The organism is Corynebacterium sp. HMSC078A10, from assembly GCF_001811565.1.
Lineage (GTDB): Bacteria > Actinomycetota > Actinomycetes > Mycobacteriales > Mycobacteriaceae > Corynebacterium > Corynebacterium hesseae.
Window position 1 is genome coordinate 136,011 of record NZ_KV805226.1, and the last position, 24,669, is coordinate 160,679.

Annotated in this window: 32 protein-coding genes and 1 tRNA gene; 24 read left to right on the forward strand and 9 right to left on the reverse strand. The window is 62.0% G+C overall.

The features are described from left to right. The first annotated feature begins 7 nt into the window (after nucleotides 1-7). From HMPREF2808_RS11075 to HMPREF2808_RS11085, 3 genes are read left to right on the forward strand one after another with little or no spacing between them, the layout of a single operon-like run. A complete protein-coding gene (locus tag HMPREF2808_RS11075) occupies nucleotides 8-1,681 on the forward strand; it encodes an alpha-keto acid decarboxylase family protein (RefSeq protein WP_070624679.1) in 1,674 nt (557 codons plus the stop codon). 10 nt (nucleotides 1,682-1,691) lie between these two features. Then, nucleotides 1,692-2,750 carry a histidinol-phosphate transaminase gene (hisC, locus tag HMPREF2808_RS11080; RefSeq protein WP_070624681.1) on the forward strand — a complete coding sequence of 353 codons (1,059 nt, stop codon included), beginning with the start codon at nucleotides 1,692-1,694 and terminating at the stop codon, nucleotides 2,748-2,750. A 21-nt stretch (nucleotides 2,751-2,771) separates the two neighbouring features. Further along, nucleotides 2,772-3,143 carry a phage holin family protein gene (locus HMPREF2808_RS11085; RefSeq protein WP_070624683.1) on the forward strand — a complete coding sequence of 124 codons (372 nt, stop codon included), beginning with the start codon at nucleotides 2,772-2,774 and terminating at the stop codon, nucleotides 3,141-3,143. On the opposite strand, the gene HMPREF2808_RS11090 is transcribed toward HMPREF2808_RS11085, so the two are convergent. After that, complete coding sequence (locus HMPREF2808_RS11090) at nucleotides 3,140-3,394, reverse strand: MoaD/ThiS family protein (RefSeq protein ID WP_070524618.1); 255 nt, start codon at nucleotides 3,392-3,394, stop codon at nucleotides 3,140-3,142. The genes HMPREF2808_RS11085 and HMPREF2808_RS11090 overlap by 4 nt on opposite strands. A gap of 40 nt (nucleotides 3,395-3,434) precedes the next feature. On the opposite strand from HMPREF2808_RS11090, the gene HMPREF2808_RS11095 reads away from it, so the two are divergent. The 4 genes from HMPREF2808_RS11095 to HMPREF2808_RS11110 are packed head-to-tail and all read left to right on the forward strand — an operon-like array spanning nucleotide 3,435 to nucleotide 6,541. Next, nucleotides 3,435-4,586, forward strand: a complete 1,152-nt coding sequence (locus HMPREF2808_RS11095; protein WP_070624685.1) for a molybdopterin molybdotransferase MoeA — start codon at nucleotides 3,435-3,437, stop codon at nucleotides 4,584-4,586. Then, nucleotides 4,583-5,053 carry a MogA/MoaB family molybdenum cofactor biosynthesis protein gene (locus tag HMPREF2808_RS11100; protein WP_070624687.1) on the forward strand — a complete coding sequence of 157 codons (471 nt, stop codon included), beginning with the start codon at nucleotides 4,583-4,585 and terminating at the stop codon, nucleotides 5,051-5,053. Before HMPREF2808_RS11095 ends, HMPREF2808_RS11100 begins: the two co-directional genes overlap by 4 nt. Next, on the forward strand, nucleotides 5,043-5,462 hold the full coding sequence (locus HMPREF2808_RS11105; RefSeq protein WP_070624689.1) for a molybdenum cofactor biosynthesis protein MoaE: 420 nt from the start codon (nucleotides 5,043-5,045) through the stop codon (nucleotides 5,460-5,462). The genes HMPREF2808_RS11100 and HMPREF2808_RS11105 overlap by 11 nt, the downstream gene beginning before the upstream one ends. Then, a complete protein-coding gene (locus HMPREF2808_RS11110) occupies nucleotides 5,459-6,541 on the forward strand; it encodes a ThiF family adenylyltransferase (protein WP_246818577.1) in 1,083 nt (360 codons plus the stop codon). Before HMPREF2808_RS11105 ends, HMPREF2808_RS11110 begins: the two co-directional genes overlap by 4 nt. 87 nt (nucleotides 6,542-6,628) lie before the next feature. On the opposite strand, the gene HMPREF2808_RS11115 is transcribed toward HMPREF2808_RS11110, so the two are convergent. Beyond that, nucleotides 6,629-6,943, reverse strand: coding sequence for a DUF4288 domain-containing protein (locus tag HMPREF2808_RS11115; protein ID WP_042528787.1), 315 nt, complete (start codon nucleotides 6,941-6,943; stop codon nucleotides 6,629-6,631). Between the two features lie 72 nt (nucleotides 6,944-7,015). On the opposite strand from HMPREF2808_RS11115, the gene HMPREF2808_RS13900 reads away from it, so the two are divergent. The 6 genes from HMPREF2808_RS13900 to HMPREF2808_RS11135 all read left to right on the forward strand — a co-directional run bounded on the left by HMPREF2808_RS13900 (nucleotide 7,016) and on the right by HMPREF2808_RS11135 (nucleotide 9,766). Then, nucleotides 7,016-7,144 (forward strand): rhodanese-like domain-containing protein, encoded by a 129-nt coding sequence (locus tag HMPREF2808_RS13900; protein WP_256380802.1) that lies wholly within the window; start codon nucleotides 7,016-7,018, stop codon nucleotides 7,142-7,144. 197 nt (nucleotides 7,145-7,341) lie between these two features. Beyond that, on the forward strand, nucleotides 7,342-8,073 hold the full coding sequence (locus HMPREF2808_RS11120) for a DUF1648 domain-containing protein (protein WP_070533423.1): 732 nt from the start codon (nucleotides 7,342-7,344) through the stop codon (nucleotides 8,071-8,073). Nucleotides 8,074-8,077: 4 nt separating this feature from the next. Then, entirely contained in the window at nucleotides 8,078-8,821 is a 744-nt protein-coding gene (locus HMPREF2808_RS11125) for an NAD-dependent deacylase (protein ID WP_070624691.1), read from the forward strand. A gap of 61 nt (nucleotides 8,822-8,882) precedes the next feature. Next, on the forward strand, nucleotides 8,883-9,137 hold the full coding sequence (locus tag HMPREF2808_RS13175; protein ID WP_371325877.1) for a type II toxin-antitoxin system Phd/YefM family antitoxin: 255 nt from the start codon (nucleotides 8,883-8,885) through the stop codon (nucleotides 9,135-9,137). Nucleotides 9,138-9,146: 9 nt separating this feature from the next. Beyond that, a complete protein-coding gene (locus HMPREF2808_RS11130; protein WP_010188336.1) occupies nucleotides 9,147-9,416 on the forward strand; it encodes a type II toxin-antitoxin system RelE family toxin in 270 nt (89 codons plus the stop codon). 65 nt (nucleotides 9,417-9,481) lie between these two features. Then, nucleotides 9,482-9,766, forward strand: a complete 285-nt coding sequence (locus tag HMPREF2808_RS11135; RefSeq protein WP_070624693.1) for a hypothetical protein — start codon at nucleotides 9,482-9,484, stop codon at nucleotides 9,764-9,766. Between the two features lie 14 nt (nucleotides 9,767-9,780). On the opposite strand, the gene HMPREF2808_RS11140 is transcribed toward HMPREF2808_RS11135, so the two are convergent. Next, a tRNA-Ser gene (locus tag HMPREF2808_RS11140) sits at nucleotides 9,781-9,868 on the reverse strand. Between the two features lie 153 nt (nucleotides 9,869-10,021). Between HMPREF2808_RS11140 and HMPREF2808_RS11145 the strand changes: the two genes are divergently transcribed. Together HMPREF2808_RS11145 and HMPREF2808_RS11150 are read left to right on the forward strand one after the other, a co-directional pair. Then, nucleotides 10,022-10,918 (forward strand): NAD(P)/FAD-dependent oxidoreductase, encoded by an 897-nt coding sequence (locus tag HMPREF2808_RS11145; protein ID WP_070624694.1) that lies wholly within the window; start codon nucleotides 10,022-10,024, stop codon nucleotides 10,916-10,918. Between the two features lie 15 nt (nucleotides 10,919-10,933). Continuing rightward, entirely contained in the window at nucleotides 10,934-11,890 is a 957-nt protein-coding gene (locus HMPREF2808_RS11150; RefSeq protein WP_070624696.1) for an NAD(P)H-quinone oxidoreductase, read from the forward strand. Here HMPREF2808_RS11150 and HMPREF2808_RS11155 read toward each other — a convergent pair. Then, nucleotides 11,887-13,098 carry an aminotransferase class V-fold PLP-dependent enzyme gene (locus tag HMPREF2808_RS11155; RefSeq protein WP_070624698.1) on the reverse strand — a complete coding sequence of 404 codons (1,212 nt, stop codon included), beginning with the start codon at nucleotides 13,096-13,098 and terminating at the stop codon, nucleotides 11,887-11,889. The genes HMPREF2808_RS11150 and HMPREF2808_RS11155 overlap by 4 nt on opposite strands. 196 nt (nucleotides 13,099-13,294) lie before the next feature. Between HMPREF2808_RS11155 and HMPREF2808_RS11160 the strand changes: the two genes are divergently transcribed. Together HMPREF2808_RS11160 and HMPREF2808_RS11165 are read left to right on the forward strand one after the other, a co-directional pair. Next, nucleotides 13,295-14,146, forward strand: coding sequence for a galactan export ABC transporter permease subunit Wzm/RfbD (locus tag HMPREF2808_RS11160; RefSeq protein ID WP_070520410.1), 852 nt, complete (start codon nucleotides 13,295-13,297; stop codon nucleotides 14,144-14,146). Nucleotides 14,147-14,158: 12 nt separating this feature from the next. After that, nucleotides 14,159-14,956: a galactan export ABC transporter ATP-binding subunit Wzt/RfbE gene (locus HMPREF2808_RS11165; RefSeq protein WP_070520246.1), complete on the forward strand. Its 798-nt coding sequence runs from the start codon at nucleotides 14,159-14,161 to the stop codon at nucleotides 14,954-14,956. A 111-nt stretch (nucleotides 14,957-15,067) separates the two neighbouring features. Here the strand turns inward: HMPREF2808_RS11165 and HMPREF2808_RS11170 are convergent, their stop codons facing one another. Next, nucleotides 15,068-15,673: a GNAT family N-acetyltransferase gene (locus HMPREF2808_RS11170; protein ID WP_070624700.1), complete on the reverse strand. Its 606-nt coding sequence runs from the start codon at nucleotides 15,671-15,673 to the stop codon at nucleotides 15,068-15,070. A gap of 187 nt (nucleotides 15,674-15,860) precedes the next feature. Between HMPREF2808_RS11170 and HMPREF2808_RS11175 the strand changes: the two genes are divergently transcribed. The 3 genes from HMPREF2808_RS11175 (at nucleotide 15,861) to HMPREF2808_RS11185 (ending at nucleotide 17,832) form a co-directional block, all read left to right on the forward strand. Continuing rightward, a complete protein-coding gene (locus HMPREF2808_RS11175; RefSeq protein ID WP_070624702.1) occupies nucleotides 15,861-16,259 on the forward strand; it encodes a hypothetical protein in 399 nt (132 codons plus the stop codon). Between the two features lie 148 nt (nucleotides 16,260-16,407). Beyond that, nucleotides 16,408-16,866 carry a hypothetical protein gene (locus HMPREF2808_RS11180; protein ID WP_070533443.1) on the forward strand — a complete coding sequence of 153 codons (459 nt, stop codon included), beginning with the start codon at nucleotides 16,408-16,410 and terminating at the stop codon, nucleotides 16,864-16,866. A 60-nt stretch (nucleotides 16,867-16,926) separates the two neighbouring features. Beyond that, nucleotides 16,927-17,832, forward strand: a complete 906-nt coding sequence (locus HMPREF2808_RS11185) for a galactofuranosyltransferase GlfT1 (protein ID WP_070624704.1) — start codon at nucleotides 16,927-16,929, stop codon at nucleotides 17,830-17,832. On the opposite strand, the gene HMPREF2808_RS11190 is transcribed toward HMPREF2808_RS11185, so the two are convergent. Genes HMPREF2808_RS11190 through HMPREF2808_RS11205 form a run of 4 tightly spaced genes read right to left on the reverse strand, consistent with a single transcriptional unit; the run spans nucleotide 17,829 to nucleotide 20,018 of the window. Beyond that, entirely contained in the window at nucleotides 17,829-18,284 is a 456-nt protein-coding gene (locus HMPREF2808_RS11190) for a GtrA family protein (protein WP_070596272.1), read from the reverse strand. The genes HMPREF2808_RS11185 and HMPREF2808_RS11190 overlap by 4 nt on opposite strands. A gap of 2 nt (nucleotides 18,285-18,286) precedes the next feature. Continuing rightward, a complete protein-coding gene (locus HMPREF2808_RS11195; protein ID WP_070520260.1) occupies nucleotides 18,287-18,676 on the reverse strand; it encodes a GtrA family protein in 390 nt (129 codons plus the stop codon). A gap of 32 nt (nucleotides 18,677-18,708) precedes the next feature. Then, nucleotides 18,709-19,575, reverse strand: a complete 867-nt coding sequence (locus HMPREF2808_RS11200; protein WP_070533529.1) for a plasmid pRiA4b ORF-3 family protein — start codon at nucleotides 19,573-19,575, stop codon at nucleotides 18,709-18,711. 20 nt (nucleotides 19,576-19,595) lie between these two features. Next, entirely contained in the window at nucleotides 19,596-20,018 is a 423-nt protein-coding gene (locus HMPREF2808_RS11205) for a hypothetical protein (protein WP_070520265.1), read from the reverse strand. Nucleotides 20,019-20,054: 36 nt separating this feature from the next. On the opposite strand from HMPREF2808_RS11205, the gene HMPREF2808_RS11210 reads away from it, so the two are divergent. The 4 genes from HMPREF2808_RS11210 (at nucleotide 20,055) to HMPREF2808_RS11225 (ending at nucleotide 24,661) form a co-directional block, all read left to right on the forward strand. After that, nucleotides 20,055-20,333: a hypothetical protein gene (locus HMPREF2808_RS11210; RefSeq protein WP_070520269.1), complete on the forward strand. Its 279-nt coding sequence runs from the start codon at nucleotides 20,055-20,057 to the stop codon at nucleotides 20,331-20,333. 148 nt (nucleotides 20,334-20,481) lie between these two features. After that, the gene (locus tag HMPREF2808_RS11215; RefSeq protein WP_070533447.1) at nucleotides 20,482-21,897 is read left to right on the forward strand and encodes a decaprenylphosphoryl-beta-D-ribose oxidase; all 1,416 of its coding nucleotides are present in this window, start codon (nucleotides 20,482-20,484) and stop codon (nucleotides 21,895-21,897) included. 14 nt (nucleotides 21,898-21,911) lie between these two features. Further along, on the forward strand, nucleotides 21,912-22,670 hold the full coding sequence (locus HMPREF2808_RS11220; protein ID WP_070533449.1) for a decaprenylphospho-beta-D-erythro-pentofuranosid-2-ulose 2-reductase: 759 nt from the start codon (nucleotides 21,912-21,914) through the stop codon (nucleotides 22,668-22,670). Nucleotides 22,671-22,708: 38 nt separating this feature from the next. Further along, complete coding sequence (locus HMPREF2808_RS11225; protein WP_070624706.1) at nucleotides 22,709-24,661, forward strand: galactan 5-O-arabinofuranosyltransferase; 1,953 nt, start codon at nucleotides 22,709-22,711, stop codon at nucleotides 24,659-24,661. The last annotated feature ends 8 nt before the right edge of the window (nucleotides 24,662-24,669 follow it).

Sequence of the window (24,669 nt, forward strand, 5' to 3'; positions counted from 1 at the left end):
CCCTCTCATGCAGACCACCATTGGTGATTTCATCCTGGACCGCCTCAAGGCCATCGGCATTACTGAAATCATCGGCGTGCCCGGTGACTTCAACCTGAGCTTCCTCGAGCAGATCGAGGCCTCCGAGGGCATCCGCTTCGTCGGCGCCTGCAACGAGCTCAACGCCGCCTATGCCGCCGACGGCTATGCCCGCCAGAAAGGTGTGGGCTGCCTGCTCACCACCTATGGCGTGGGCGAGCTTTCCGCCCTCAACGGCATCGCCGGTGCCCGCGCCGAGCACGTCCCGCTGGTGTCGCTGGCGGGTGCCCCGCCGCAGTATGCGACCGAATTCCGCTGGAACCTGCACCACTCGCTTGCCGACGGCGACTTTGCCAACATGCTGGATTCCTTTGCACCCTTCACCGAGGTGGCCACGCGTGTGTCCCCCATGAACGTGGTCGAGGAATTTGACCGCGCCCTACACACCTGCCTGCGCGAAAAGCGCCCGGTGCACATCCAGATTCCTTCCGATATCACTCACCTGACCATCGAGGTCCCCGACGAGCCTTTCTCCACCGAGCTCGCCCCCTCCGATCCCGAGCGCCTGAACGCCGCTGCGGACTACGTGCTCGAACACCTCGCGAAGGCCAAGGACCCGATCATCCTCATCGACCAGGACACCAACCGCCACGGTTTCACGGAGAAGTTCCGCGCCATCATCGACAAGGCCCAGCTGCCCTACTCCCAGCTCTCCTCCGGCAAGGCCATCTTGTCCGAGCGCCACCCGCTGTTCATCGGCACCTATAACGGCGCGGCCTCTGCCCCGGGTGTGCAGGAGCGCATCGAAAAATCCGACTTCCTGGTCACCACGAACCCGCGCTTCATCGAGGTCAACTCCGGCTCCTTCACCCACAACCTGGCCGATGCCCGCGTCTACAACTTCGGCGACCAGCACCTCAACGCCGACGGCGAGTACTTCGTGGGCATTAATACGCTGGAGCTTCTCGACGTCCTCCTCGACCGCATCCCGGAAGCCGGGGCATCGACAAGCGCGGCTTTCGAACCCGAGCCCTTCGAGCCGAACCCGGATGCCCCGCTGACCCAGGAGCGCATCTGGCCGCAGATGCTCGGCTTCATCCAGGAAGATGACGTGGTCATCGCCGAGGCCGGCACCTCCAATATCGGTCTGGGCCAACAGCGCATGCCCGAGGGCGTGCAGTACATCAACTCCACCATTTGGGGTTCCATCGGCTTTACCCTGCCGTGCGTGCTCGGCTCGCAGCTGGCCAACCCGGAGCGCCGCCACGTCCTCTTCATCGGTGATGGCTCCTTCCAGCTCACCGCCCAGGAGCTCTCCACCATCGTGCGTCAGGACCTCAAACCCATCATCGTGCTGGTCAACAACGATGGCTACACCATCGAGCGCTACATCCTGGGCATGGAGCGCGAGTACAACGAGATCCAGATGTGGGATTACACGGCGCTGCCGAAGGTGTTCATGAAGGACACCACGATGGAGTCCTACGTGGCATCGACCGAAGGCGAATTAGCGAAGGCCTTGGAGGACATCGCCGCCCACCCGGAGCGCGGTGCCTTCCTCGAGGTGCGCCTCGACGCTTTCGATGCGCCGAAGGGACTTCAGGCCTTCGGCCCGCAGACCGCTGATTTCGACTTCGGGCCCCGCGGCCCCCGCAACGCCTAAGGTGGAGAACATGATTCGACCAGACCTTTCCTCCCTGCCCGTCTACGTCCCCGGCAAGAATGCCGAGCACGCACTGAAGCTCTCCTCCAACGAGGCAACCCAGGAGCCGCTGCCCGGCGCGCTGAAGGCCATGGAGACTGCCGTCGCGCACGTCAACCGCTACCCGGATATGGGCGCGGTGGAAATCCGCAAGGCACTCGCCGAAAACCTTGGCGTCACCCCGGAGCAGGTCACCACCGGCGCGGGTTCCTCCGCGATTTGCCAGCAGCTGGTGCAGATCACCTCGGTGCCCGGTGATGAGATTGTCTTCCCGTGGCGCTCCTTTGAGGCTTATCCCATCTTCGCGCAGGTCGTGGGCGCTACCCCGATCAAGGTCCCGCTCACCGCGGACCACCGCGTGGACTTGGAGGCCATGGCGGCTGCCATCACGGATAAGACCCGCCTGATCTTCGTGTGTAACCCGAATAACCCCACCGGTTCCATCATCACCAAGGAGGAGTTCGACGCCTTCTTGGCCAAGGTCCCGAAGGACGTCATCGTGGCGCTCGATGAGGCCTACATCGAATACAACCGCAACGAGGCCGTCCCGCTGGCCACCGACTATGTCCACACCCACGACAACGTCATTGGCCTGCGCACCTTCTCCAAGGCTTATGGCCTGGCCGGCATCCGTTTGGGCTATGCCTTCGGCAACGCCGAGATCATCGAGGCACTGAGCAAGGTGGCCATCCCCTTCTCCGTGAACTCGGTGGCGCAGGTTGGTGCAGCGGCCTCGCTGGCCGCTCAGAAGGAGCTGCGTGAGCGCACCGATGAGACCGTTAAGCAGCGCGACCGCCTGGTGGAGCACTTCGCAGACTTTGGCGTTCCGGAGTCCCAGGCCAACCACATCTGGTTCGCCGCCGACTCCATTGCGAAGCTGGGCTCCCCGCAGGAGGTCGCCGCACAGCTCGCGGAGAATGACGTCCTCGTCCGCGCCTTCCCTGAGGGCGTGCGCGTCACCGTCACTACGGCGGAGGAGACCGAGACGCTGCTCAAGGCCTGGGACGCGGCCTTCGGTGCAGAGGGCTAGTTTCCGCGTTAGAGTGCAGTTGTGAAGACATTTATCAATTTTGCACTCAACGTCATTGCCGTCGCGGTGGCCTTCTGGGCCGTGGTGGCGATTGTCCCCGGAATCGACATCGTCCCTGCGACCACCCAGAATTTCCTGCTCATCGCGGCGGTCTTCATCATCGTCAACGAGGTCGTCACCCCGATTCTCCGCTTCCTCGGCGCACCGCTGACCTGCCTAACACTGGGCCTCTTCGCGCTCGTCATCAACGGCGCGGTCCTGCTCCTCGTCAGCGCGCTCATGGACTCACTCGTCATCGACGGCTGGGGTGCTGCCATCATCGGCGCGATTGTCCTCGCGATTGTCTCAAGCGTGGTGAACTTCTTCACCAGCCCGCTGCGGGTCCGCAACTAACCGCCAGCAAAAGGCGGGAGGACATCGACGCGGGAGGCGTCGGCAAGCACGGCGTCTTCCTTTGCGCTCGCGCCATCCACCAGGAATGTGCAGCGCTCCAGCACCTCCGCAAAGCTCATGCCGGCCTCGGTGCTGCCAGTATGCCGAGCACGCAACACGTCCAGCAGCTCCCCCAGCGTCGCCGCCTGTGCTGTGTCCTGCGCGCGCCCCGCGGCGGCGCGGGCTGCGGCAAAGTAGTGTATGTCAACCATGGCTGCCACTATGCCAGCCTCCGTGACAGGAAGGAACTCGATGCGCACTTATGAGGAACACCTTGCCGCCGTTCGCGCGGCCCTTCCGCAGCCCCGGGCGGTCTCCACTCCCCTGGCCAACGCCTTCGGCCGCCGCGCCGCCGTCACCTACCGCGCGGAGCAGGACCTTCCGCCTTTCGATAATTCGCAGATGGATGGCTATGCGCTTTCCACATGTGACGGCGGCACCTTCACTGTCGGCCGCACCATCGCGGCGGGTGATCCTCCGGGGGACCTCACCGAAGGCACCGCCCTCCCCATCATGACCGGCGCGAAAATCCCTGAGGGCACCGCGACCATCGTCCCCGTCGAGCACTGCGAGCCCCCGCGCTTCCCGGAAGAGGGCGCCACGGTCACCGTGCCGGCAGCCCCCGAGCAGTTCATCCGCCGCGCCGGTTCCGATGTCAAGGCCGGAACCACCCTCATCAATGAGCACGCGCTTCTCGACGCCCCCTCCATCGCCACCCTCGCCTCCCAGGGCCTGACCGAGGTCCTCACCTTTGCGCCCGCCCGCATCCTCATCTGCACCGGCGGTGCGGAAATCGGTGGCGAAGGCGAGGCCTCCATCCCCGATTCCAATGCACCAATGCTCGCGGCCTTGGCCGCGCAATACGGCATCGAGGTGGCCGGCTTCGTGCGCACGAATGACGATCCTTCTGTCCTTCGCGCGGACCTCGCCGAAGCAGTCATCACACGCCGCCCCGATGTCATCGTCACCTCCGGCGGCATCTCCCACGGAAAGTTCGAGGTCATCCGCCAAATCTTTGAAGAGGACGGCTGGTTCGGCCACGTGGCGCAGCAGCCCGGCGGCCCGCAGGGCCTATCACGTTTGGGCGAGGTGCCCGTTGTCTGCTTCCCGGGCAACCCTATCTCCACGCTGGTAAGCTTCCGCCTCTACTTGGCCCCCGTCCTTGGACATGCCTCGGAGCCGGTTCGCGCACACCTTACTGAGCCCGCCGAAGGCCTCAACAACCGCGAACAGTTCCGCCGTGGAACTATCAGCATCTCCGACGGCACCGCCCAAGCCTCCTTCCTCGGCGGCACCAGCTCCCACCTGATGTCCCAGGCCATCGGTGCTACTGCCCTTATCCGTATCCCGGCTAACACGCAGCTTTCAGCCGGCGACCTCGTGGAGGTGTTCCCACTCTCATGACCCGACGCGCACTCGTTATCGTTGCCTCCACCCGCGCCGCCGCCGGCGAATACGAAGACCGCTCCGGCCCTATCCTGGTGAACTTCCTGCGTGAGCAGGGCTTCGATACCCCGGAGCCCGTCGTCGTCGCGGACGCCGACATCGACTCAGCCCTCGCCACCGCCTTCGCCGATGCACCCTCCGTCATCCTCACCTCCGGCGGCACCGGCATCACACCAGATGATCGCACCGTCGAGGCGCTCACCCCACATCTTGACCGCGAACTGCCCGGCCTGGCCCACGCCTTCTACGCGCACTCGGCGGCCATCCCCACCGCGGCGCTCTCGCGTACCGTTGCCGGAGTTTCTAACACAACCTTCGCCATGGCCCTGCCCGGCTCCACGGGTGCTGCCAAGGACGGCTGCGCGGTCCTCGAACCAGTTCTTAACCACATCATCAACCAGCTGGAAGGCATCAATGAGCACTAACTTCGGCCTACTCGGCGCGCGCATCAGCACCGAGCCCATCACGGCCCCGGACATCGCCACCGCGGAAACGGGTGCTGTCGTTGTATTCGACGGCATCGTGCGCAACCACGACTCCGGCCGGGGTGTGAAACTCCTTACCTACACCGCGCACCCAACCGCCCAACAGGAAATCGAGCGCGTCGCCGGCGAGGTCGCCGCCGCCTTCCCTGCCGTCCGCCTCTGGTGCGCGCACCGCACTGGACCACTAGAAATCGGCGAATCCGCCTTCATCGTCGCCGCCGCCTCCGCGCACCGCAAGGATGCCTTCGAAGCAGCATCGACCTGCGCCGACCGCGTCAAGGCGGAAGTCCCCATCTGGAAGGAACAACTGCACACCGATGACACCACCACGTGGGTGGGCCTGGAATGAGCTCACGCTACGCACGCCAGGAAGCCCTGTGGGGAACCTCCACACAGGAACAACTTCGCTCTTCCACCGTCGCCGTCATCGGCGCCGGCGGCCTGGGATCGCCTGCCCTTCTCTATCTCGCAGGCGCAGGCGTGGGGCGCATCCTGCTTTTCGACGACGACACCGTTTCCCTCTCCAACCTGCACCGCCAGGTCATCCACACCACGGCGACCGTAGGCCAGCCCAAAACCGAATCAGCCGCCGCGGCCTTAAATGCCCTCAACCCGGAGTGCACCGTCGAGCAGTTCTCACGCCTAACACCCGATACCGCCTTAGACCAGCTGCGCGGCGCTGACCTCATCATCGACGGCACCGATAACTTCTACTCCCGGCACCTGGCCTCCTGGGCCGCCCATGAGCTGGGCATTCCGCACGTATGGGCCTCGCTTCTGGGCTACGACGCGCAGCTCACCGTCTTCCACTCCGGCCACGGCCCGGTCTACGAAGACCTCTTCCCCACCGATCCGCAGGTGCCCTCCTGCTCGCAGGCCGGCGTGATGGGACCGGTCGTCGGCGTGGCCGGCTCCGCCCTGGCGGTCGAGGCACTCAAGCTCCTCACGGGCATCGGCACCCCGCTCATCGGCACGCTGGGCTACTACGATTCCCTCGCCGGGACCTGGGAATACATCCCCGTGCGCGCGAACGGCGCCACCCCGGCGCGCCCCGACAACCCCACGGACATCCGCGAGATCCCAGAGGACGCCACGCTTATCGACGTCCGCACCGCCCCCGAACGCGCCGCCTCCCTCATCCCCGACTCGCAGCACCTCCCGCTCGATAACATCCTCGCTGGCCACAACCCGCCCCTAGATTCTGAGGACCTCGCCGTCCTCTACTGCGCCAGCGGCCTGCGCTCCGCCCAGGCCGTCGAGACCCTACGCGCCCGCGGCTTCAGCAACGTCTACTCGCTGCGCGGCGGCATCGACGCCTGGCAAGAGCACATCTCCGAGCTCGAGTCCGAGGCCGCTGCCGCCCGCCGAGGCGATCTAGAGACCACTTCTCTTGAAGAACTAGAGGCTGAATGTGGCGTGGAAGATTAGCTTCACGCCACTCGGTGCGAAAGCCTTCCGAAAGCTAGCCAGGCCAACGCAGAAGAGAGTCAGCAGGTTTCTTCGCGAAGTCTACGATTAATCAGCCAGCGGGTCAGTTCCGCCGAGCTTCATCTCGAAGCGCTCGTAGTCCTCTAGGTTCGCAAAGTGCCGCGAGTAAAGATCGCAATCGCGGTCTACATAACCATAGAGGGCTGGCGCGACATCCACGATGTGCCGTACCTTCACGTCCTCACCATCGGCCTGCTCGTTCGCCATCGCTTCAACGCGTTCTCGAGCCTTCTCGTCCGACTCCGCATACACAATATAAAAATCCTCGCGGAAGAAGCTTTGGGCAGATGAACTGGACTTCTTAGCAAGCTCCATCACGACAATTCCAACATAAGGTTCCATTGCCGGCTACTGTCCTTTCCGGTTCTTGGTCAGCTTGGGCTCGACTCTACCTGCTCACCCAGACCACGTAGCGTGGAAAGAATCAGCCGGTCGCCCTTTAAGCACATCTCCAATGAAGATCCATTCCGCGCCCACGGCTTCAGCAGCGTCTACTCGCTGCGCGGCGGCATCGACGCCTGGCAAGAGCACAACGACACATAGCCCGCACTCTTGCTCAGTCTCCTCTGCTCACATGGCATCTTGTAAAAGGCATCAACCAGAAGGCGTTTTCAGAGCCAAAAACGCCTTTTACCCCCGCGCAAATGGCGTTTTAATCCCAAAGATGCCTTTTGACAGATGCCTTTTGCCAGACGCCTTTCGCAGAGGTCCTCGGCCGGTCGCCTTGTAAACTCACTGGCATGAGAAGCCGCCAGTATTACGTCGCTACCGCTGTGGTGTGTGCTCTCACGCTGGTGTACATGCTGCTGCGCTGGGATTCGGTGCCTGATCCCATCCCGGTCCACTTCGATGGCTCAGGCAACCCGGACCGCTTCGAGCCCAAATCTTTCCTCAACGCAACGGTCCTGGTGTGGATCGGCGTTGTGTTCGCCATTGCGCTGCCGCTGTGCGTGCCGCCGATCTCGCTGGCTCGAAAAACAATGGATGTTCCGGCAGAGTCAACTCTTCCGTTCTCCGAGGCCACGGCACAGCGCGCGGAGCTGCTCACTGGAAAGACCTCCACGTTCATTGCCCAGACAGTCCTCACCATGACGGCCTGCGTGTGCCTCACTGCGGTCTGCACCGTCATTCCGGATATCCCCTTCTCGGGCTTTCTCCTCGTGGCCGCGTGGATAGCCTTCACCGTGTTCATCATGATTCAGGGCGTCCGATTAACGCTGACATCTGCGAAGGCTGTGAAAGCCATACCAACCGACGATGATGAAAAGGTTCGCAACGAAGCACTTCGTTTTGCCGGTGGCATGGGCGTCTACAACGAGCCCACAGACCCCATGTGCATGGCAGTCTTCCCCACGAATCCATCGAAGCTGCAGATCAACACCGCGCACGAACCGGGCCGGCGCTACCTGTGGCGCATGGGCATCGCCCTCACTGCATCCATAGCATTCTGCGTGCTCATCGACGTACTCTAGGCATATGGAGCACCTGTTTGAGCGCGCACACTCGATTCTTTCTGATGCCACCCACGTCGAGGTGTTCACCGGCGCGGGCATGAGCGCGGATAGCGGCATCGCCACGTACCGCGATGCGCAGACGGGCATCTGGGAGAACGTGGATCCGGTGGCGATGGCGTCGATAAGCGCATGGCGAACCGAGCCAAAACCCATGTTCGCCTGGTACTTGTGGCGCGCACAGCTTGCGCAGCGGGCCGAGCCCAACGCCGGGCACCGCGCAATTGCCGCCGCACGCGGCATGACGGTGACCACGCAAAATATCGATAACCTGCACGAGCGCGCCGAAAGCCAAGACGTGGTTCACCTACACGGCTCCTTGTTCTCCTTCCGCTGCACCGACTGCGATACGCCTTATGACAAGGACATTGCACTGCCGAACGAACCGGTCGAGAGCATCACGCCACCCGAGTGCCCCGTGTGCAGCGGGCTCGTACGCCCGGGCGTGGTGTGGTTCGGCGAAGCCCTGCCCGACGATGAATGGGCTGAGGCCGAGCGCCGCATGTCCACCGCGGACGCGCTGCTCATCGTGGGTACCTCCGGCGTGGTCTACCCCGCCGCCGGCCTGCCACAGATTGCCCACGCACGCGGCATCCCGATCGTGGAAGTCACCCCGCAGCCCACGGACCTCTCGCCGCTTGCCAACGTCGTGGTCACCGCCACCGCAGCGGAGGCGCTACCTCGCATCCTGGCGGGGCGGATCGGATAAACAGCAACCCGATATCCCGCGGCCCTTGCCCACCGAAATGTACAAGATATACATTTGCAGTATGAAAACGATGTCAGTGACATCCAGCCAATTCCGCCAATCCCAAAGCCAAATTCTTGAAGAGGCACAGCACACACCCGTCGCCATCACTAGTCGTGGAAGCCGGATTCGCGCTTTTGTCGTCTCTCCTTCATTTTTCGCCCGCGCAGTCGAAGCACTAGAAGATCGTGAGGATGTTCAGGCCGCTGAACTTGCCCGAGGAGAGTCCGTAGAGATTTCACACGAAGACCTCAAAAAAGAACTCGGACTCACCTAATCGCCTTCTATGGCTGACTCCACTTATCACATCACCTATAAGGCATCCGCAGCCAAGGAGCTACGCAAGCTCGACAGGCCGACACAGAGGCGACTACTTGCTGCAATCGAAGACTTGGCCGTTACCCCTCGCCCGGATGGAGTAAAGAAGTTAAAAGCCTCGGACGACCTGTATAGAATTCGAGTCGGACACTATCGCGTGGTTTACGAGATCTTAGACGGAAAGCTCGTGGTGCTCGTGCTACGCGTTGCTCACCGACGAGATGTTTACCGGAAGTAGGCAAAATTCCTCTCAGATAAACAAAACCTGCCAGCCATTCGATCCCCTCAAAAGGAGATGAATCCATGCTCTACCTTGTTCCAGGAGCCTTAGCAGGAATCACCTTTTACGCCATTCTCACAGCAGTGAGCTGGGCCATCGGGAAAGCCTGGCCACAACGGCGTCTAGGCGCACATAGCCGGTTAGCCATCCACTGCCTTGCCGCAGTTGCATTTTCAATTTTTCTCGCCTTGCCTGGCGGCGGCGGAAACTGGGCCACTCACCTGCAAATTGGCGGATTCCTATTGGCAGGATGCGTTCTGAGCTTCGTTACAGCCGCGCAGGACAAGAAGCAGAGCCTGAACAAATGACCCCCAAAAACAATTGGCGGAGGCGGCGGGATTTGAACCCGCGGTGAGTTTCCCCACGCTGGTTTTCAAGACCAGTGCATTCGGCCGCTCTGCCACGCCTCCTCGTCACGCGTCAGCATGCACCGCGCGCAACACGTTCAGAGTACTAGACTCCGCCGCGGGAGAAGAATTCGCCTCATCACGTTGTGCAAAGCGCCCAACACAACCTACGGAAAACCATTGCCGCACGCACCTTGCTCTGGTTTACTCGGGCCCATGCAGACAGTCGATACCCTCATCATCGGCGGTGGTGCGGCCGGCCTTCAGGCAGCGCTGGTCATGGTCCGCGCCCGCCGCAGCGTCCTCGTTGTTGATTCCGCCGCTCCCCGCAACCGCTTCGCCCACGAAATCCACGGTGCCATCGCCCTCGAGGGCACGCCACCCCTTGAGTTCCAGGAGCGCGGCAAAAAGCAGCTGCGCAGCTACGGCGTAACAATCGCGAACACCACCGTAGATTCCGTTACCGATAATGACCGCACGCTCACCGCCACGTTGAGCAACGGAGAGACCATCGCGGCCCGCTCCATCATCGTCGCCAGCGGCGTGGACGATGTGCATCCTGACATCCCAGGCCTCGAAGAAAACTGGGGAGATACAGTCCTCCACTGCCCTTATTGCCACGGGTTCGAGGTGGCGGACAAGAAGCTCGGCGTTCTCTGCATCGGCGAGTTCTCCCTGCACCATGCGGCACTCCTGCGCCAGTGGTCCAAGGACATCAGCTTCTTCACCAACGGCATGGAGCTCACCGAGGAGCAGCGCGCGGACCTGACTCGGCGGGGCCTTGCGCTTGTCGACGGTCCCGTCACCTCCTTCCAAGATGGAAAGGTTCTGGTTGGGAGCACACCCCATGCCGTCGATGCGCTGTTCTACATGCCTGTTCCTCACCCGCACGATGAGTTCCTCACTGACCTCAACCTTGAGCGCCACAGCCCGCCGGCTGCGATGGGCGGAAGCCTCATCAAGGTGGGCCCAGCCGGTGCCACCAGCCACCCGCGCATCTGGGCGGTGGGCAACGTGGTTAACCCGCCAGCGCAGGTGGCGGTAGCGATGGGCGAGGCCAACGCCGCAGCCATCGCGGTCAACGCGTTTCTCGTCGAGGATGATTGGGTTTAAGTACGGTGGTGTGGCATGAAAGCCATCATTCAGACCAATCTGGAAGACCCACACTCACTGGAGTTGGGGGAAACCGATAAGCCACAGCTCCAAGACGGCGAAGTCCTCGTTAAAGTCAAAGCCGCCGGCGTAAACCGCGCCGACCTGCTCCAGGCCCGCGGGCACTACCCGCCGCCGCCGGGCGCTTCGGAGATTATTGGTCTCGAAGTCGCAGGCGAAGTCGTCGACGCAGGCGACACCGACGTCGAGGTTGGCTCCAAGGTCGGCGCACTGCTGGCCGGCGGCGGCTACGCCGAGTACGTGGCCGTACCCAAGGGCCAGCTGCTGCCCATCCCCAGCGGCTATTCCTTTGCCGAGGCCGCATCCGTCATCGAGGTGGCCTGCACCGTGTGGTCGAACATCGCGATGGAGGCGAAACTAAATAAGGGCCAGACCATCCTCATCCACGGCGGCGCGGGCGGCATTGGCACCTTCGCCATCCAGGTGGCGAAAAACCTCGGCGCCACCGTCGCGGTGACGGCTGGCTCGGACGAAAAGCTCGAGACCTGCAAAGAACTCGGCGCGGACATCCTCATCAACTACAACGAGCAGGACTTCGCCGAGGAACTGAAAAACCAGTGCGATGTCATCCTCGACATCATGGGCGCGAAGTATCTCAAGAAGAACCTCATCGCGCTAGCTAAGGGCGGCCACATGGTCACCATCGGCATGCAGGGCGGCACAAAGGCCGAGCTCAACATGGGCATCCTCCTTAACAAGCGCCTGACCCTGCAGGGCACCACGCTGCGCTCCCGCTCCCTGGAGGGCAAAGCTGCCATCGTTGCGGATACCGTTAAGAACGTCTGGCCTTGGCTGGAGGACGGCAGCGTCAAGCACCACCTGCATCGCACGTTTGCGCTTGCTCGCGCTGCCGAAGCCCACCAAGCCCTCGACTCCGGCGAGGTCACGGGCAAGCTGGTCCTCGAGGTCTAAGCCAGGGACGCGACCACGCGGGTCAAGTGCTCAACGTCGTGGTACGTGCTAAACGGACTCAACGAGACCGTGACGGCACCGCCGACCTCTTCCACGCCCATCTCCGTGAGCAGCGGGGTGTGCGGAGCAATGGTAGTAACCAAGCCATTGTCGAAGAGCCGGCGGTGGATCACATCCGCAGGCACATCCCGCACGGCGAAGGTGAGGCGCGGGAGGCGATCATCGGAGGCGTCGGCAGCCGCCTCACCCGTCACGCCCAGGATGTGAACGGCCGGCAGCGTGCCCAACAAGCTATAGAGATCCCCCGTGAGATCCTCCATGTAACCCGCGAGGACTTCCATCGAACGCGTCAGGCGCACGCGGCGCGAACCGCGCTCCCCGCCGGCGAGTTCCGCTAGATGATCCACCAAGGGCCCAACGCCACCCGCCAAGCCCGCGGAGACCGGGCCAACGACAATCTCATCGAGGCGGCGGAACATCGCGGTATCGCGGAAGACTAGCGCCGCCATCTGCGGGCCACCCAGCGCGCCCACATCCACACCAAGAATGTCTGCCCCAATCGCATCAAAGTCGAGGAGACGGTAGGGGGCGATCGATGAGACGTCGACAAGCGCCCATGCGCGCGAACGCTCATGGACCGCATCAACTATGTCCGAGGCCGACGTGACCGTGCCCAGCAGCTCGTGCGCGGCGGAAAAAGCGACGAATCGCGTCGAGCCATCAACCAGATCGGCGTACTGGAAGGCTGGGAGCTCGCCCGTACCCAAATCCGGCTGCGCCCACCGAATATCAGCGCCCACGTGCTCAAACGCGCGTGTCATCTCCGGCGAATCAAAGCGGGAGAGCACCACCGAAGACTGGCGGCGCAGCAGCGGGCGCAGTGCAACGCCCAAGGACTGGTAGAGCACCGGCAGGGATGGGCCCAGGATGACCCGTTCCGCCGTGGCACCTGTGAGATCCGCCACCGCCCGGCGCGCAGAGGCATACATGTCTGCCGCGTTAAGCTCCCCCGGATCGTTGTGCGCCGAGTGCGCACCCACGGCGTCCTCCAGCGGCTTCACCGTGGCGGACATGCGGAAAGAACGGGCGACGCCAGAGGCCACGCGCTCCGCAATCTGCGGCGCGGCATGCGCGTTCAGGTAGGTCCAACCATCGGACAGACCAGTGTAAAGACCTCGCACGCTGGCGACGTCATACTGTTCCGTCATGCTTCAACCCTTCCTCCTGCTGCGGATGAACGCCCCCTACTCTATACGCCCCACCTGAATCTTTCCTAACCCTCGGTTTTCCCAGCTCGCCCGTGTTTTCCCAGGTTAAGGGCGTGTGTGTAGGTGTTTGTGGGACGTGCGCGCTAGGGTGAAGGGCGTGCAAGACAAGAAAAACCTGCGTGACGACGTCGCCCGCATGACCTCCGCGCCTGCACCCGGCGAGGAGCCGGCCTCGCGTTCCATGACCATGTCGGCGGCCTTCGCCGATCTCCTGCAAGGCGCTCGCCAGCGCGAGCTGTGGTTCAAGCTGGGCATCCAAGACATCAAGCAGCGCTACCGCCGCTCGGTGCTGGGTCCGTTCTGGATCACCATCGCGACCGGTGTGATGGCCGCGGCGCTTGGCCTGCTGTACTCCATGCTCTTCCAGATCCCCGTGGCGGAGTTCCTGCCCCACGTGACCGTGGGCCTGATTATGTGGAACTTCATTTCGGGCGCCATCAAAGAAGGCTCGACGGTCTTCATCGACAACGAGGGCTTAATCAAACAGCTGCCCGCGCCACTGTCGGTGCACGTCTACCGCCTGGTCTGGCGGCAAACCCTCTTCTTGGGCCACAACCTCATCATCTGGCTGTTGCTCATTCTTATCTTCCCGCGACACTTGGGCTGGGAGTTCTTCCTGTTCATCCCGGCACTGGCACTCTTCCTGGTCAACGGCGTGTGGGTGGCCATGTTCTTCGGCATCATCGCCACCCGCTTCCGTGACGTTGCCCCGCTGCTGGAGGCTCTAACCCAGCTGCTCTTCTACGTCACGCCGATCGTGTGGATGACCAACACCCTGAAGGATCAGGGAGGTGCCGTGGCCAGCCGCGCGCGCATCGCTGAGATCAATCCGCTGTATCACTACATGGAGATCATCCGCGCCCCCATGATCGGCGAGCCCGTCGCCGGCTATCACTGGCTCATCGTCATCGGCTGCACCGTCGCCGGCCTGCTCATCGCCGGCTTGGCCATGCGCCAGTGGCGCTTCCGCGTCTCCTACTGGGTCTAGAAAGGATCGTCCATGGTTTCCATTGATACGTATAACGCTTGCGTGGACTTTCCCATCTTTGATGCCAAGTCCCGCTCTCTCAAGAAGGCGATGCTCTCCACGGCCGGTGGCTCCATTGGCAAGAATGACCAGAACGTGGTCATGGTGGAAGCGCTCAAGGACATCAACCTCCACCTGCGTGAGGGCGATCGCGTCGGCCTCGTTGGCCACAACGGCGCGGGCAAGACAACCTTGCTGCGCCTGCTGTCCGGTATCTACGAGCCCACTCGCGGCGCCGCCAACGTGCGCGGGCGCGTGGCGCCTGTCTTTGACCTCGGCGTGGGCATGGACCCAGAGGTCTCCGGCTACGACAACATCATCATCCGCGGCCTCTTCCTGGGCCAGACCATCAAGCAGATGAAGGCCAAGATGGATGAAATCGCGGAATTCTCTGAGCTGGGTGATTACCTCTCCATGCCGTTGCGCACCTACTCCACCGGTATGCGCGTGCGCCTAGCACTGGGCGTGGTGACCTCCATTGAGCCGGAGATCCTGCTTCTCGACGAAGGCATCGGCGCCGTCGACGCCGCCTTCATGGCCAAGGCCCGCGTCCGCCTCCAGGACCTGGTGAAGCGCTCCGGCATCCTGGTCTTTGCCTCCCACTCCAACGACTTCCTGGCGCAGCTGTGCGATACCGCCCTGTGGATCGACCACGGCCAGATTCGCTCGGTGGGCGAGGTCTCCGAGGTCGTCGGTGAATACGAAGGCCCTGAGGTGGGCCAGTACGTGCGGGATCTGCGCAAGCGCTTTGACAACGAGGAAAACGCCTAAGTTTCCGTGAAAACAGGCGACAATTCACTTGTTTTCACGGCAACCTTGCTGTTCCTACTGCCCTAGTTGCCAAACTTTTCGGGCCCCAGCGAATGGTCGGCCATACTTTCGTCACTTAGGGCACCTCACCCCAAGCAGCTCGCCCAGTTCCTCGCTCATGCCACGCACATTCACTTCCGGCCACGGCTGGTAGTCCTCTTTGCGCAGCACGGCCTTGTTGCCTTCGATGGTGTAGCCCAGCTTGCGCGATACAGCCTGCGACGCCTCGTTCCCCGGCTCCCATTCTGAGCGCAGCCGGCGCGCACCCAGGTATTCAAAACAAAAGACCGCAGCGGCGTGGCGGACCTGCGTACCTATCCCGCGGCCCTGAAGGCGATGGTAGATCCACGATCCGGTTACGACCTCATGGTTATCGGGAAAATTCTTCGCCCGCAGATCCACTGAGCCAATGACTTCACCATCAAGGTGCACACCGAAGTCCAGCGACCACTCCTCCGGGGACATCTGCGCGCGGTGCGCCCACCGGAAACTCGGATCCGGCTTCTGCTTCAACCACGGAAACGTGTAATCCGGTAGCGGCTCACCAAAAATCTCAGCGGCGGTAACGCCATGAATCGCAGCGATGTCGCTATCACGCAGCACCCGCAGAGTCAGGTCACCCACGTGGATGGAAACTCTAAAAGGAGCCCACATTTCTTCAACGCTTCTCGCAGTCATAAGGCCACTCTACTGTGCACTGACCCCAGCCATTGGGCCCATGCGCTGGAAAAATGCATACCCCTGTATGGGTGCAGCGCGATAGAAACTTTTTCTATTTGCTTCTTTTCCTCAATCCAATCCACTTAAGATAAGCAAGATCCTGAAGCACAGGAATCGTTCTCTCTAGACTCTAAGGAGCCCTATCATGAAGCGTTTCGCTGCTGGCGTTGTTGCCGCCGCTACCGCACTGTCCCTGTCCGCTGGTGTTGCCTCTGCACAGACCCAAGGCGATTGGGAAGATGCAGGCACGCTGATTGGTGCTGGCATCGTCGGAGCCGTAAACGGTTTCTCCGAGCCTGCACTAGGTTCCGCCCAGACCAGCTCGGACGCTACCGATAGCTGGGATTCGGATGCCCAGCGTGGCTCCGCTAAGGCTTACATTGACGTCAACAAGTCCTCCTGGCAGAACGATGCCAAGAACGGCTACGCTCTGGGCACCACTCACGACATTCTCTGGGGCGTTGGCATCACCGCTGCCGTCCTCGGAGCTGCTTACGCCGCAGTTCAGAACGGCCTGATCCCGGGCGTTTCCCTTCCGTTCTAATCTGAACGCATCAAGCTTTTAGCTTTGAAGTTCTAGCTCCAGTCCTTTGAGGGCTGGAGCTTTTCCATATCGCATACTTTTTAGCCTTCACTTCTTTATCATTTTCTTTACTTTCGCTACCTCTACCTTTCTTCCAAGGAGTACCTCCATGAAGCGTTTCACCGCCGCTGCCGTTGCCGCCGCCACTGCACTGTCCCTGTCCATCGCCCCGGCTACTGCTGCTGAGAAGGGTTCTTCTGAGGTCTCCGAGGCTGAGGTCTTTGGCTACATCCTGAAGCAAGGGGCTAAGGAACTCGTCGGCGGTGACGGCTTCGCCTCCTCCGTGGATTACGGCATTGAGAAGGGCGCTGAAGCTATCAGCAGCAAAGGCAGCAGCGAGGGCAGCAGCACTCCTGAGGAAATCAAAGAAGGACTTGAGACTGCCGGCTCCGCCAAGGACGTGGCCATGTCTTCCCTGAAGAATGACACCGCCAAGGAATACCCGGTGGGCACCACCGCTGAGATCCTCGTTGGCACCTCCATCGCCGCGATTGTGCTGGGCCTCATTGCTGGTGTTGTCAATGCTGTGAACTCCGGTCTCATCAAGATTCCGGGCTTCAACGCCTAAACCTCGGCCACCTCCATGTCACGCACCTGAGCGCCACATGCGGGTGGCACAATAGAACCCATGACTGCCACCCTGTCCCAGGCCGGAACAACGGCCGCTGTGATCGTCACCCACCAGCGCGTGGAGCTGCTACGCGCCTCCCTTGAGCAGGTGGTGAACCAGACGCACCCGGTGCAATGGGTCATCGTGGTGGATAACGGTGCGGAAGCAGCAGTGAAGGAGCTCCTCCACGAACTGGCCGGTGAGCGCGGCGTCTACGTGCCTTCCGAGACCAACCTTGGCGGCGCAGGCGGCTTCGCGCTGGGCTTCCTTACGGCATTGGCCCTCGGGGCAGATGCGGTGTGGTGCGCGGATGATGACGGACGCCCCGCCGACCACCACGTGCTAGAGGAGCTCTACCGGGTTGCGGAAAACAACGCACTCCACGAAGTCTCCCCCGCCGTGTGCAACATCAACGAGCCCGCCAAGCTGGCCTTCCCTCTGCGCCAGGGCCTGGTGTGGCGGCGCTACATGAACGAGCTGGAGGGTGACTTCCTCCCCGGCATTGCCTCCCTCTTCAACGGCGCGCTCATCTCCGCAGAAGCCATGGAAATCATCGGCGTGCCTGACTACCGCCTGTTCATCCGTGGCGATGAAGTGGAGTACCACCGCCGCCTGGTCAACTCGGGCCTAGACTTCGGCACCGCGCTGACCACGAGTTACCTGCACCCGGATGGCTCCGATGAGTTCAAGCCCATCCTCGGCGGCAAAATGCACACGCAATACCCGGAGGGCGAGTTCAAGCGCTTCTTCACCTACCGCAACCGCGGCTACCTGTTGTGGCAGCGCGGCATGCGCAAGCTGCTGCCGCAAGAATTCGCGCGGTTTGGCTGGTTCTTCATCGTGCAGCAGCATGACGTGAAGGGCTTTATGGAGTGGCTGCGCCTGCACAACCGCGGCCGCAAGGAAGACTTCCGCCGGCCCTAAACCTCAAAGGACTTGCGCGTGCTGCGGAAAATCACCCACCGCTGCACAAAGAAGTTGATAAGCGTTGCCGTGCCCTGGGCAATCACGAAAGCGACCGCCAGCGCCCAGGACGAAGGCCAGTCCAGTGTGTGATCAAAGAAGGGGAAGGCCCAGCGATACAGCACAATGTTGATCGCATAGGTCATGGCGTAGGTGGCAAACACGGCAGCAAAGCGGCGCTTCGATGCCCGCGCGTTGAAGGTCCAACGCCGATTCAGCAGGTAGGCCACGAAGGTACCGGCGGCAAAGCCAACGGTCCGCGAGGCCACATCGCCGAACAGACCTAAACCAATTTGAAAGAGCCAGGTCAGGGAGACGTCGATAAGCGCGGCAATGGCTCCCGTGATTGCGAACTTCGCGCCCTGCGCCTGCAGGGAATTCGACCGTGAGAGGCGTTCGGCGCGACCAGCCATGGTTACTTTCCTTTGAAGATGAAGGCGCGCTGAATGGCGAAGTTGGTCACCGTGGCAACGCCTTGTGCGATGACGAAGGCGATGGTGTCCTTGACCGCGCCTTCAAAGCCCAAGCTGATCAGCGGGGCGTTGAGCACCCAATACAGGAAATTCTGTACTGCAAAGGTGGACAGGTACAGCAAGCCCACGGCACCGGCGGTGCGGCCGGAAACCTGGGCACCAAAAGTCCACCGGGCATTGGCCACGTAGGCGGCGATGGTGCCGAAGACCCAGCCAATCGCCTTCGCCAGGGAGCGATGCAGACCCAAATAAGTAAGGAAGAGGGTCAGGCCGTAATCAATCGCCGCGGTGAAAACACCGACGGACACGAAGCGCACGAGTTGGGTCTTCATGCTAGAGGTAGGTTCAGTCACGACGAAATACTCTACCCGCGGATAAGGGCGCGGTAAATGTCCAGGCGGTCCACGGGCGCGACGGCATCTTCGCCATAGGCGCCGAGGGATGACAAAACCTTAAGCGACGCCGAGCACAGCTCCCGAATCGCCGAACCACGTAATTCCTCACCGTCATCGTCGACCCAGCCCAGAGCGGCCATGGCGGTCTCTACGACGGAATCAGTCAACTCGCGCCCGCCCATGCAGGACAGTGCCAGAGCCATGGACCAAAAAGCATCCTTGCCCTCATTCGTCACCTCGCGCGGCAAGGTGCGCAGCTGGCGGAACGCCTGAGCATCAATGCTTACCTCACGCTTCAGGTCCAGAGCTTGGAGGAGCGGAACAAAGTCATAGAGACGGGTTCTCTCAATCAGCGCGCGGACGGGACTAATGACAAGATCCAACACCTCATCGATGGTTTCCTGGCCCGTGAGCTCCGCATTCACGGCGGTGAGATCAAAGGGGGTCTGGAAAGAACCGGAACCGCCCACGCACAGGGCCTCCGGCGTCCCGCTATCGCGCGGGTAGGTCTCCACCACAACGATTTCGAAGTCCCACAGCCCCCAGGCGTAATCGACCTGCTCGCCTTCGCGGCTCAAGAATTCGCGCACGGTGTGGCTCGGATCGATGCGCTGGCCGCGGGCATCTGTGTGCTCAAAGAAGTGCCACGGTGAATCCTCTTGCGGCAGCCCGAAGCAGATTTCAAGAATGTGGTGGAGCTCTTCCAACGTGAGCGCGTCAGAGAAACCGATCTGGCGGTGAACCTCTGCTTCTGCGCGAACATTGGATACCTGGCACAGGAGGGTTTCACCACGATTGGCGCGGACCTGCGCCAAATCTGTGACCTGTGAGCTCATGTGCCCCACCATACGCATTTTTAGTTACGCGCGGTGAGCTCGCGTGCTTCAAGCTCGCTAAGGATGAGGACGATGGCAGCACTAATTCCGCCCCATACCGTCCAGGGTTTTGCCGCCCCACGGCGGCGAATAAACCGGACCACGCTTTGCTCAGTCTTCACGGTGATCCATCCACCCAGCACAAGAATGGCGAAAGCAACTGGGATGGCCCACACGGGAACGTCGGGGGTCTCCGGCTCCGGGCGGTCCTCATGGCTCTCTGCATTAGTGATAGCCACGAGCGCGCCGAATCCGAGGAAGGACAGCACATAGGCGAAAACGAGCGCAGTCTTATTCTTGATCCAGTCAGGGAACGCGGTCATGATGCCCACGGCCGCAGCCTGGGTGATGCGTCCGGCAAGGGTGTCATCCAGCGCATAATTGTCTTGCTTGGGAGAAGTCATACCGCCCCACTTTAGGCGGGCGGTAGGCTACCGTGCATGTACTCCTCCAAAAAAGAGCACCTCACCCCGGCCCAGCGAGCAGCGCAAGATGAGCGCGCCGAGGAAGACAAGCGCCACGGCCACTATCTGGCCACCGAACACACCTCGCTGCCGCTCAATGGTTTCATGACGCGGCTCATCGCCGAGGAACTCCCCATCCTCGATTCCGTCTCAAGGGCAAGAGTCTACGAGATCCTCCGTGAGTATGACGGCCCGGAGATTACCTCCCAGGAAGAGCTGCCGGAAGAGATCCGCGAGATCATGGATCTGTACTAATTCCGAACTAAAACCACATGACCGGACAGTACAAATGTTCCGTTTACTTGGCTTTTGTACCTAATCTCACGTTTTCACTCACGCCACAGGCACTGTCACCTAGGTAGGGTAGAGAACCGACCCATCACATCGAATCAAAGAGTAAGAGATGGAACTGCATACTACTGAGAAGTCCCTCCACGGTTGGGGCCGCACGGCGGCGACAACCGCCCACGTTTTGTCTACCCCAGACGTCGACGTCATCAAGACGGCCGTCGCCCAGGTGGCTGAGGACAACGCTGATAAGCCCGCCCACCTGCGCCGTGGCGTCATCGCCCGCGGTATGGGCCGTTCCTACGGTGACCCCGCGCAAAACGCCGGTGGCCTCGTCATCGACATGCAACCCCTCAACAAGATCCACTCCATCGATCCGGAGTCGGGCATTGTCGACGTCGACGGTGGCGTCACCCTTGACCAGCTCATGAAGGCCGCTCTGCCCTACGGCCTGTGGGTTCCTGTCCTGCCGGGTACCCGCCAGGTCACCATCGGCGGCGCTATCGGCCCGGACATCCACGGCAAGAACCACCACTCCGCCGGTTCCTTTGGTAACCACGTCACCTCCATGGAGCTGCTCGTCGCCGATGGCCGCGTCCTACATCTGAGCCCAGAGGGCTCAGATGAGGATCCAGAAGGAGATCTTTTCTGGGCCACCGTCGGCGGCATGGGCCTGACCGGCATCATCCTGCGCGCGCAGATCAAGATGACCAAGACGGAAACCGCCTACTTCATCGCGGATACCGACCGCACCGATAACCTCGATGAGACCGTGGCCTTCCACTCCGATGGCTCGGAGCACAACTACACGTACTCCTCCGCGTGGTTCGACGTTATCTCCCCGGAGCCGAAGCTGGGCCGCTCCACCATTTCGCGCGGCTCTTTGGCCACCTTGGAGCAGCTCGAGGAGTTCGCCCCGAAGCTGGCGAAGGACCCACTGAAGTTCAATGCTCCGCAGCTGATGACGGTTCCGGATATCTTCCCGAACTTCACCATGAACAAGCTCTCCCTCATGGCTATCGGTGAGGCTTACTACCTCATGGGCTCCCCGGCGCGTAACCAGGTCAAGAACCTCACGCAGTTCTACCAGCCGCTGGATCTCATCGGCGAGTGGAACCGTGGCTACGGTTCCAACGGCTTCCTGCAGTACCAGTTCGTGGTGCCGACCGACGCCGTCGAGCCCTTCAAGGAGATCATCCGGGACATGCAGCGCTCCGGCCACTACTCCGCGCTCAACGTGTTCAAGCTCTTCGGCCCCGGAAACAAGGCCCCGCTGTCCTACCCGATGCCAGGCTGGAATGTCTGCGTGGACTTCCCCATCAAGCCGGGCCTGGGCGCCTTCCTCGACGATCTGGATAAGCGCGTCATGGAATTCGGCGGCCGCCTCTACCTGGCCAAGGAGTCCCGCACCTCGGCGGAGAACTTCCACAAGATGTACCCGGGCCTCGAGGGCTGGCTCAAGACCCGCAACGACATCGACCCGACCGGCGTCTTCGCCTCCGATATGTCCCGCCGCCTCGAGCTGCACTAGAAAGGAATCACCTCATGCTGAATGCAGTAGGCCAAGCACAACACATCCTCCTTCTCGGCGGCACCTCCGAAATCGGCTTGGGCATCGTCGAAGAATTCCTCGAGCGCGGCCCGGCCAAGGTCACCCTCGCGGCACGCGCCAACTCCCCGCGTATCGCGGATGCCCGCGCGACCATCGAGTCCCGCGGCGGCGACGTCGAGGTCATCGACTTTGACGCGACTGACTTCGAGGGCCACGGGGACGTCGTCAAGCGCGCCTTTGAGCGCGGCGACGTCGACGTTGCCATCATCGCCTTCGGCACCCTCGGTGACCAGGAAGAACTGTGGCAGGACCAGGCCAAGGCCGTCGCCTCCGCCCAGACCAACTACACCGCACCGGTCTCCCTCGGCGTCTTGCTCGGCCAGAAGTTCAAGGAGCAGGGCCACGGCACCATCGTGGCGATCTCCTCCGTCGCCGGCATGCGCGTGCGCCGCTCCAACTTTGTCTACGGCGCCTCCAAGGCCGGCGTGGACGGCTTCTTCATCAACCTCGGTGAGGCCCTGCGCGGCTCCGGCGCCAACGTGCTCGTGGTCCGCCCGGGCCAGGTCCGCACCAAGATGTCGGCGGAAGCCGGCGAAGCGCCACTGACCGTCAACGTCTCCGACGTGGCCAAGGCCACCGTCAAGGCGGTCCTGGACGGCAAGCAGTCCATCTTCGTGCACCCGCTGTTTGAGTACGTGTCCTTGGGATTCAAGTTCATCCCGCAGGCGATCTTCCGGAAGCTGCCTTTCTAAAGTTCCGCTATGTCCACGGCGTGTGGGAAACTACTTACATGACTGAGTCTCCCACCATGTCGTCTCCCGCCGTGTCCCCCACCATGGAATATGACGTCGACCGCCTATCGCGTCGCGCCACCCTCGTGGGTATCGCCGCCGCCGCTCTAGGTGGCGGCCTTGTCACGCTTCTTGGCTTCTTTGCCTTCAAAACGGTCTCCCTCCCGGCGTTCAGTACGTCGATGGTGACCCGTGCGTTGAGCACGGCGGGAACTGCGCTCACCGTTCTGCTGGTGGGCGCTCTGTGCGCGTGGTGGGTGATTGGCGCTTCGCCGCGCCCCCGTTGGCGGACGTGGCTCACCACCGCTGTGTGCTACATGTCGCCCGCGCTGCTCACGCTGACCAGCATCGGCCTGCCTCTTGCGGCCTCCCGCCTGTGGCTCGACGGTGTCCAAGTCGACCAGGTATTCCGCACCCAATTCCTCACCCGCGCCACAGAAGCCAGCTCCTATGCGGACATGAACTACGAGGGCCTGCCCACCTTCTACCCGCTGGGCTGGTTCTGGTTGGGCGGCCGGCTGGCCAACATCCTCAACATGCCCGGCTGGGAGGTCTACCAACCCTGGAGCCTCATCTCCCTGGCTGTGGCCGGGTGCATCCTGGTTCCGCTGTGGCAGCGGCTTGCCGGTTCCCTACCTGTGGCCACCGCCATTGCCTTGACCACCACAGCGGTGACCCTGACCATCGGCGCTGAAGAACCGTATTCCGCGGTCATCGCAATGGGCGTACCAGCGGTAGCTGTCCTGTGTTCACACGCCTTCTACGGCTCCTCGTGGTTCTCCGCCGCCGCAATCGCCATCTACCTCGGAATCTCCGCCTGCTTCTACACGCTGTACACGGGAGCCGTGGCGCTTACCATCGTCAGCCTCATTGCACTCGTCACGTGCGTGGGCGACCGTACGTGGACTCCCCTCGTGCGCCTCGCCGCCATCGCGGCCGGATCCCTGGCCATCGCCGCGATTGCTTGGGCACCGTATCTGCACGCCGTCCTGCACGCCACCGCCCCGCTAGAATCCACCGCGCAGCACTACCTGCCGGAGGAGGGCACCCAAATCCCGGCGCCCTTCCTCTCTTTGTCCGTCATCGGCGCCCTCAGCCTTATTGGCCTGATCTACCTCATCTTGCGCGTCGATGAGCCCGAAATCCGAGCTATGGGCACCGCGCTCGTCGGTACCTACCTGTGGACTTTAGCTTCCATGGTCATGACTCTTGCCGGCAGCACGCTGCTGGGCTTCCGCCTGGAGCTGATGGTCGCGGTGCTCTTCGCCACGGCGGGCATTCTCGCGCTGGCCGACGTCCGCCTCATGGGCCTGCCCACCCTCTACCCGGCGGGCATTACTGAGACCACCAGCAAGCGCGTGACCCTGGTCTTTGCCATCATCATGGGGCTGGGCGGTATTTACTATGCGCAGCAGATCCCCGCGACGAACGTGACCGCCTTGGATCACGCTTATACCGATACCGACGGCTACGGGGAGCGCGCGGACCGCTACACCAGCGATTCTTCCGCTAATTACGGAAAGATCCGTGAGTTCATCGACGCCCAGGGCTACGCGGCCGACGACACCGTCGTCCTCACGGACGAAAAGCTCTTCATGGCCTATAACCCCTACTACGGGTTTAACGCCTTCACCAGCAACTATGCCAACCCGTTGGGAGAGTTCAGCACCCGTAACCTGCAGATTGAAGAGTGGGCTTCCAATTCCTGGGACCAGACTCCGAAGGAATTCTCGCATTCCCTCGAGTCTTCACCGTGGCGCGGCCCAGACGTGCTCATCTTCCGCGGTGATATCGAAGAACCCGGGGATGGCTACAAGACGCACTTGGCAGAAGACATTTACCCCAATCAGCCCAACGTGCGCTACCGCGCGGTGTTCTTCAACCCGGAGGTCTTTGAAGAAGGCTGGACCACTAAACAAATTGGCCCCTTCGTCGTCGCGGCCAGATCTTAATAAGCCAT

Bases quoted from the DNA above. Each gene is read 5' to 3' on its own strand.
- HMPREF2808_RS11155 (WP_070624698.1), bottom strand. From the start codon at position 13,098: ATGACGGAACAGTATGACGTCGCCAGCGTGCGAGGTCTTTACACTGGT.
- HMPREF2808_RS11075 (WP_070624679.1), top strand. From the start codon at position 8: ATGCAGACCACCATTGGTGATTTCATCCTGGACCGCCTCAAGGCCATC.
- HMPREF2808_RS11170 (WP_070624700.1), bottom strand. From the start codon at position 15,673: ATGACTGCGAGAAGCGTTGAAGAAATGTGGGCTCCTTTTAGAGTTTCC.
- HMPREF2808_RS11130 (WP_010188336.1), top strand. From the start codon at position 9,147: ATGGCTGACTCCACTTATCACATCACCTATAAGGCATCCGCAGCCAAG.
- HMPREF2808_RS11180 (WP_070533443.1), top strand. From the start codon at position 16,408: ATGAAGCGTTTCACCGCCGCTGCCGTTGCCGCCGCCACTGCACTGTCC.
- HMPREF2808_RS11095 (WP_070624685.1), top strand. From the start codon at position 3,435: ATGCGCACTTATGAGGAACACCTTGCCGCCGTTCGCGCGGCCCTTCCG.
- HMPREF2808_RS11205 (WP_070520265.1), bottom strand. From the start codon at position 20,018: ATGACTTCTCCCAAGCAAGACAATTATGCGCTGGATGACACCCTTGCC.
- HMPREF2808_RS11115 (WP_042528787.1), bottom strand. From the start codon at position 6,943: ATGGAACCTTATGTTGGAATTGTCGTGATGGAGCTTGCTAAGAAGTCC.
- HMPREF2808_RS11105 (WP_070624689.1), top strand. From the start codon at position 5,043: ATGAGCACTAACTTCGGCCTACTCGGCGCGCGCATCAGCACCGAGCCC.
- HMPREF2808_RS11175 (WP_070624702.1), top strand. From the start codon at position 15,861: ATGAAGCGTTTCGCTGCTGGCGTTGTTGCCGCCGCTACCGCACTGTCC.
- HMPREF2808_RS11210 (WP_070520269.1), top strand. From the start codon at position 20,055: ATGTACTCCTCCAAAAAAGAGCACCTCACCCCGGCCCAGCGAGCAGCG.
- HMPREF2808_RS11120 (WP_070533423.1), top strand. From the start codon at position 7,342: ATGAGAAGCCGCCAGTATTACGTCGCTACCGCTGTGGTGTGTGCTCTC.
- HMPREF2808_RS11135 (WP_070624693.1), top strand. From the start codon at position 9,482: ATGCTCTACCTTGTTCCAGGAGCCTTAGCAGGAATCACCTTTTACGCC.
- HMPREF2808_RS11145 (WP_070624694.1), top strand. From the start codon at position 10,022: ATGCAGACAGTCGATACCCTCATCATCGGCGGTGGTGCGGCCGGCCTT.
- HMPREF2808_RS11220 (WP_070533449.1), top strand. From the start codon at position 21,912: ATGCTGAATGCAGTAGGCCAAGCACAACACATCCTCCTTCTCGGCGGC.
- HMPREF2808_RS11110 (WP_246818577.1), top strand. From the start codon at position 5,459: ATGAGCTCACGCTACGCACGCCAGGAAGCCCTGTGGGGAACCTCCACA.
- HMPREF2808_RS11150 (WP_070624696.1), top strand. From the start codon at position 10,934: ATGAAAGCCATCATTCAGACCAATCTGGAAGACCCACACTCACTGGAG.
- HMPREF2808_RS11100 (WP_070624687.1), top strand. From the start codon at position 4,583: ATGACCCGACGCGCACTCGTTATCGTTGCCTCCACCCGCGCCGCCGCC.
- HMPREF2808_RS11160 (WP_070520410.1), top strand. From the start codon at position 13,295: ATGACCTCCGCGCCTGCACCCGGCGAGGAGCCGGCCTCGCGTTCCATG.
- HMPREF2808_RS11195 (WP_070520260.1), bottom strand. From the start codon at position 18,676: ATGAAGACCCAACTCGTGCGCTTCGTGTCCGTCGGTGTTTTCACCGCG.
- hisC (WP_070624681.1), top strand. From the start codon at position 1,692: ATGATTCGACCAGACCTTTCCTCCCTGCCCGTCTACGTCCCCGGCAAG.
- HMPREF2808_RS11215 (WP_070533447.1), top strand. From the start codon at position 20,482: ATGGAACTGCATACTACTGAGAAGTCCCTCCACGGTTGGGGCCGCACG.
- HMPREF2808_RS11090 (WP_070524618.1), bottom strand. From the start codon at position 3,394: ATGGTTGACATACACTACTTTGCCGCAGCCCGCGCCGCCGCGGGGCGC.
- HMPREF2808_RS11125 (WP_070624691.1), top strand. From the start codon at position 8,078: ATGGAGCACCTGTTTGAGCGCGCACACTCGATTCTTTCTGATGCCACC.
- HMPREF2808_RS11225 (WP_070624706.1), top strand. From the start codon at position 22,709: ATGACTGAGTCTCCCACCATGTCGTCTCCCGCCGTGTCCCCCACCATG.
- HMPREF2808_RS11185 (WP_070624704.1), top strand. From the start codon at position 16,927: ATGACTGCCACCCTGTCCCAGGCCGGAACAACGGCCGCTGTGATCGTC.
- HMPREF2808_RS13175 (WP_371325877.1), top strand. From the start codon at position 8,883: ATGAAAACGATGTCAGTGACATCCAGCCAATTCCGCCAATCCCAAAGC.
- HMPREF2808_RS11165 (WP_070520246.1), top strand. From the start codon at position 14,159: ATGGTTTCCATTGATACGTATAACGCTTGCGTGGACTTTCCCATCTTT.
- HMPREF2808_RS11190 (WP_070596272.1), bottom strand. From the start codon at position 18,284: ATGGCTGGTCGCGCCGAACGCCTCTCACGGTCGAATTCCCTGCAGGCG.
- HMPREF2808_RS11200 (WP_070533529.1), bottom strand. From the start codon at position 19,575: ATGAGCTCACAGGTCACAGATTTGGCGCAGGTCCGCGCCAATCGTGGT.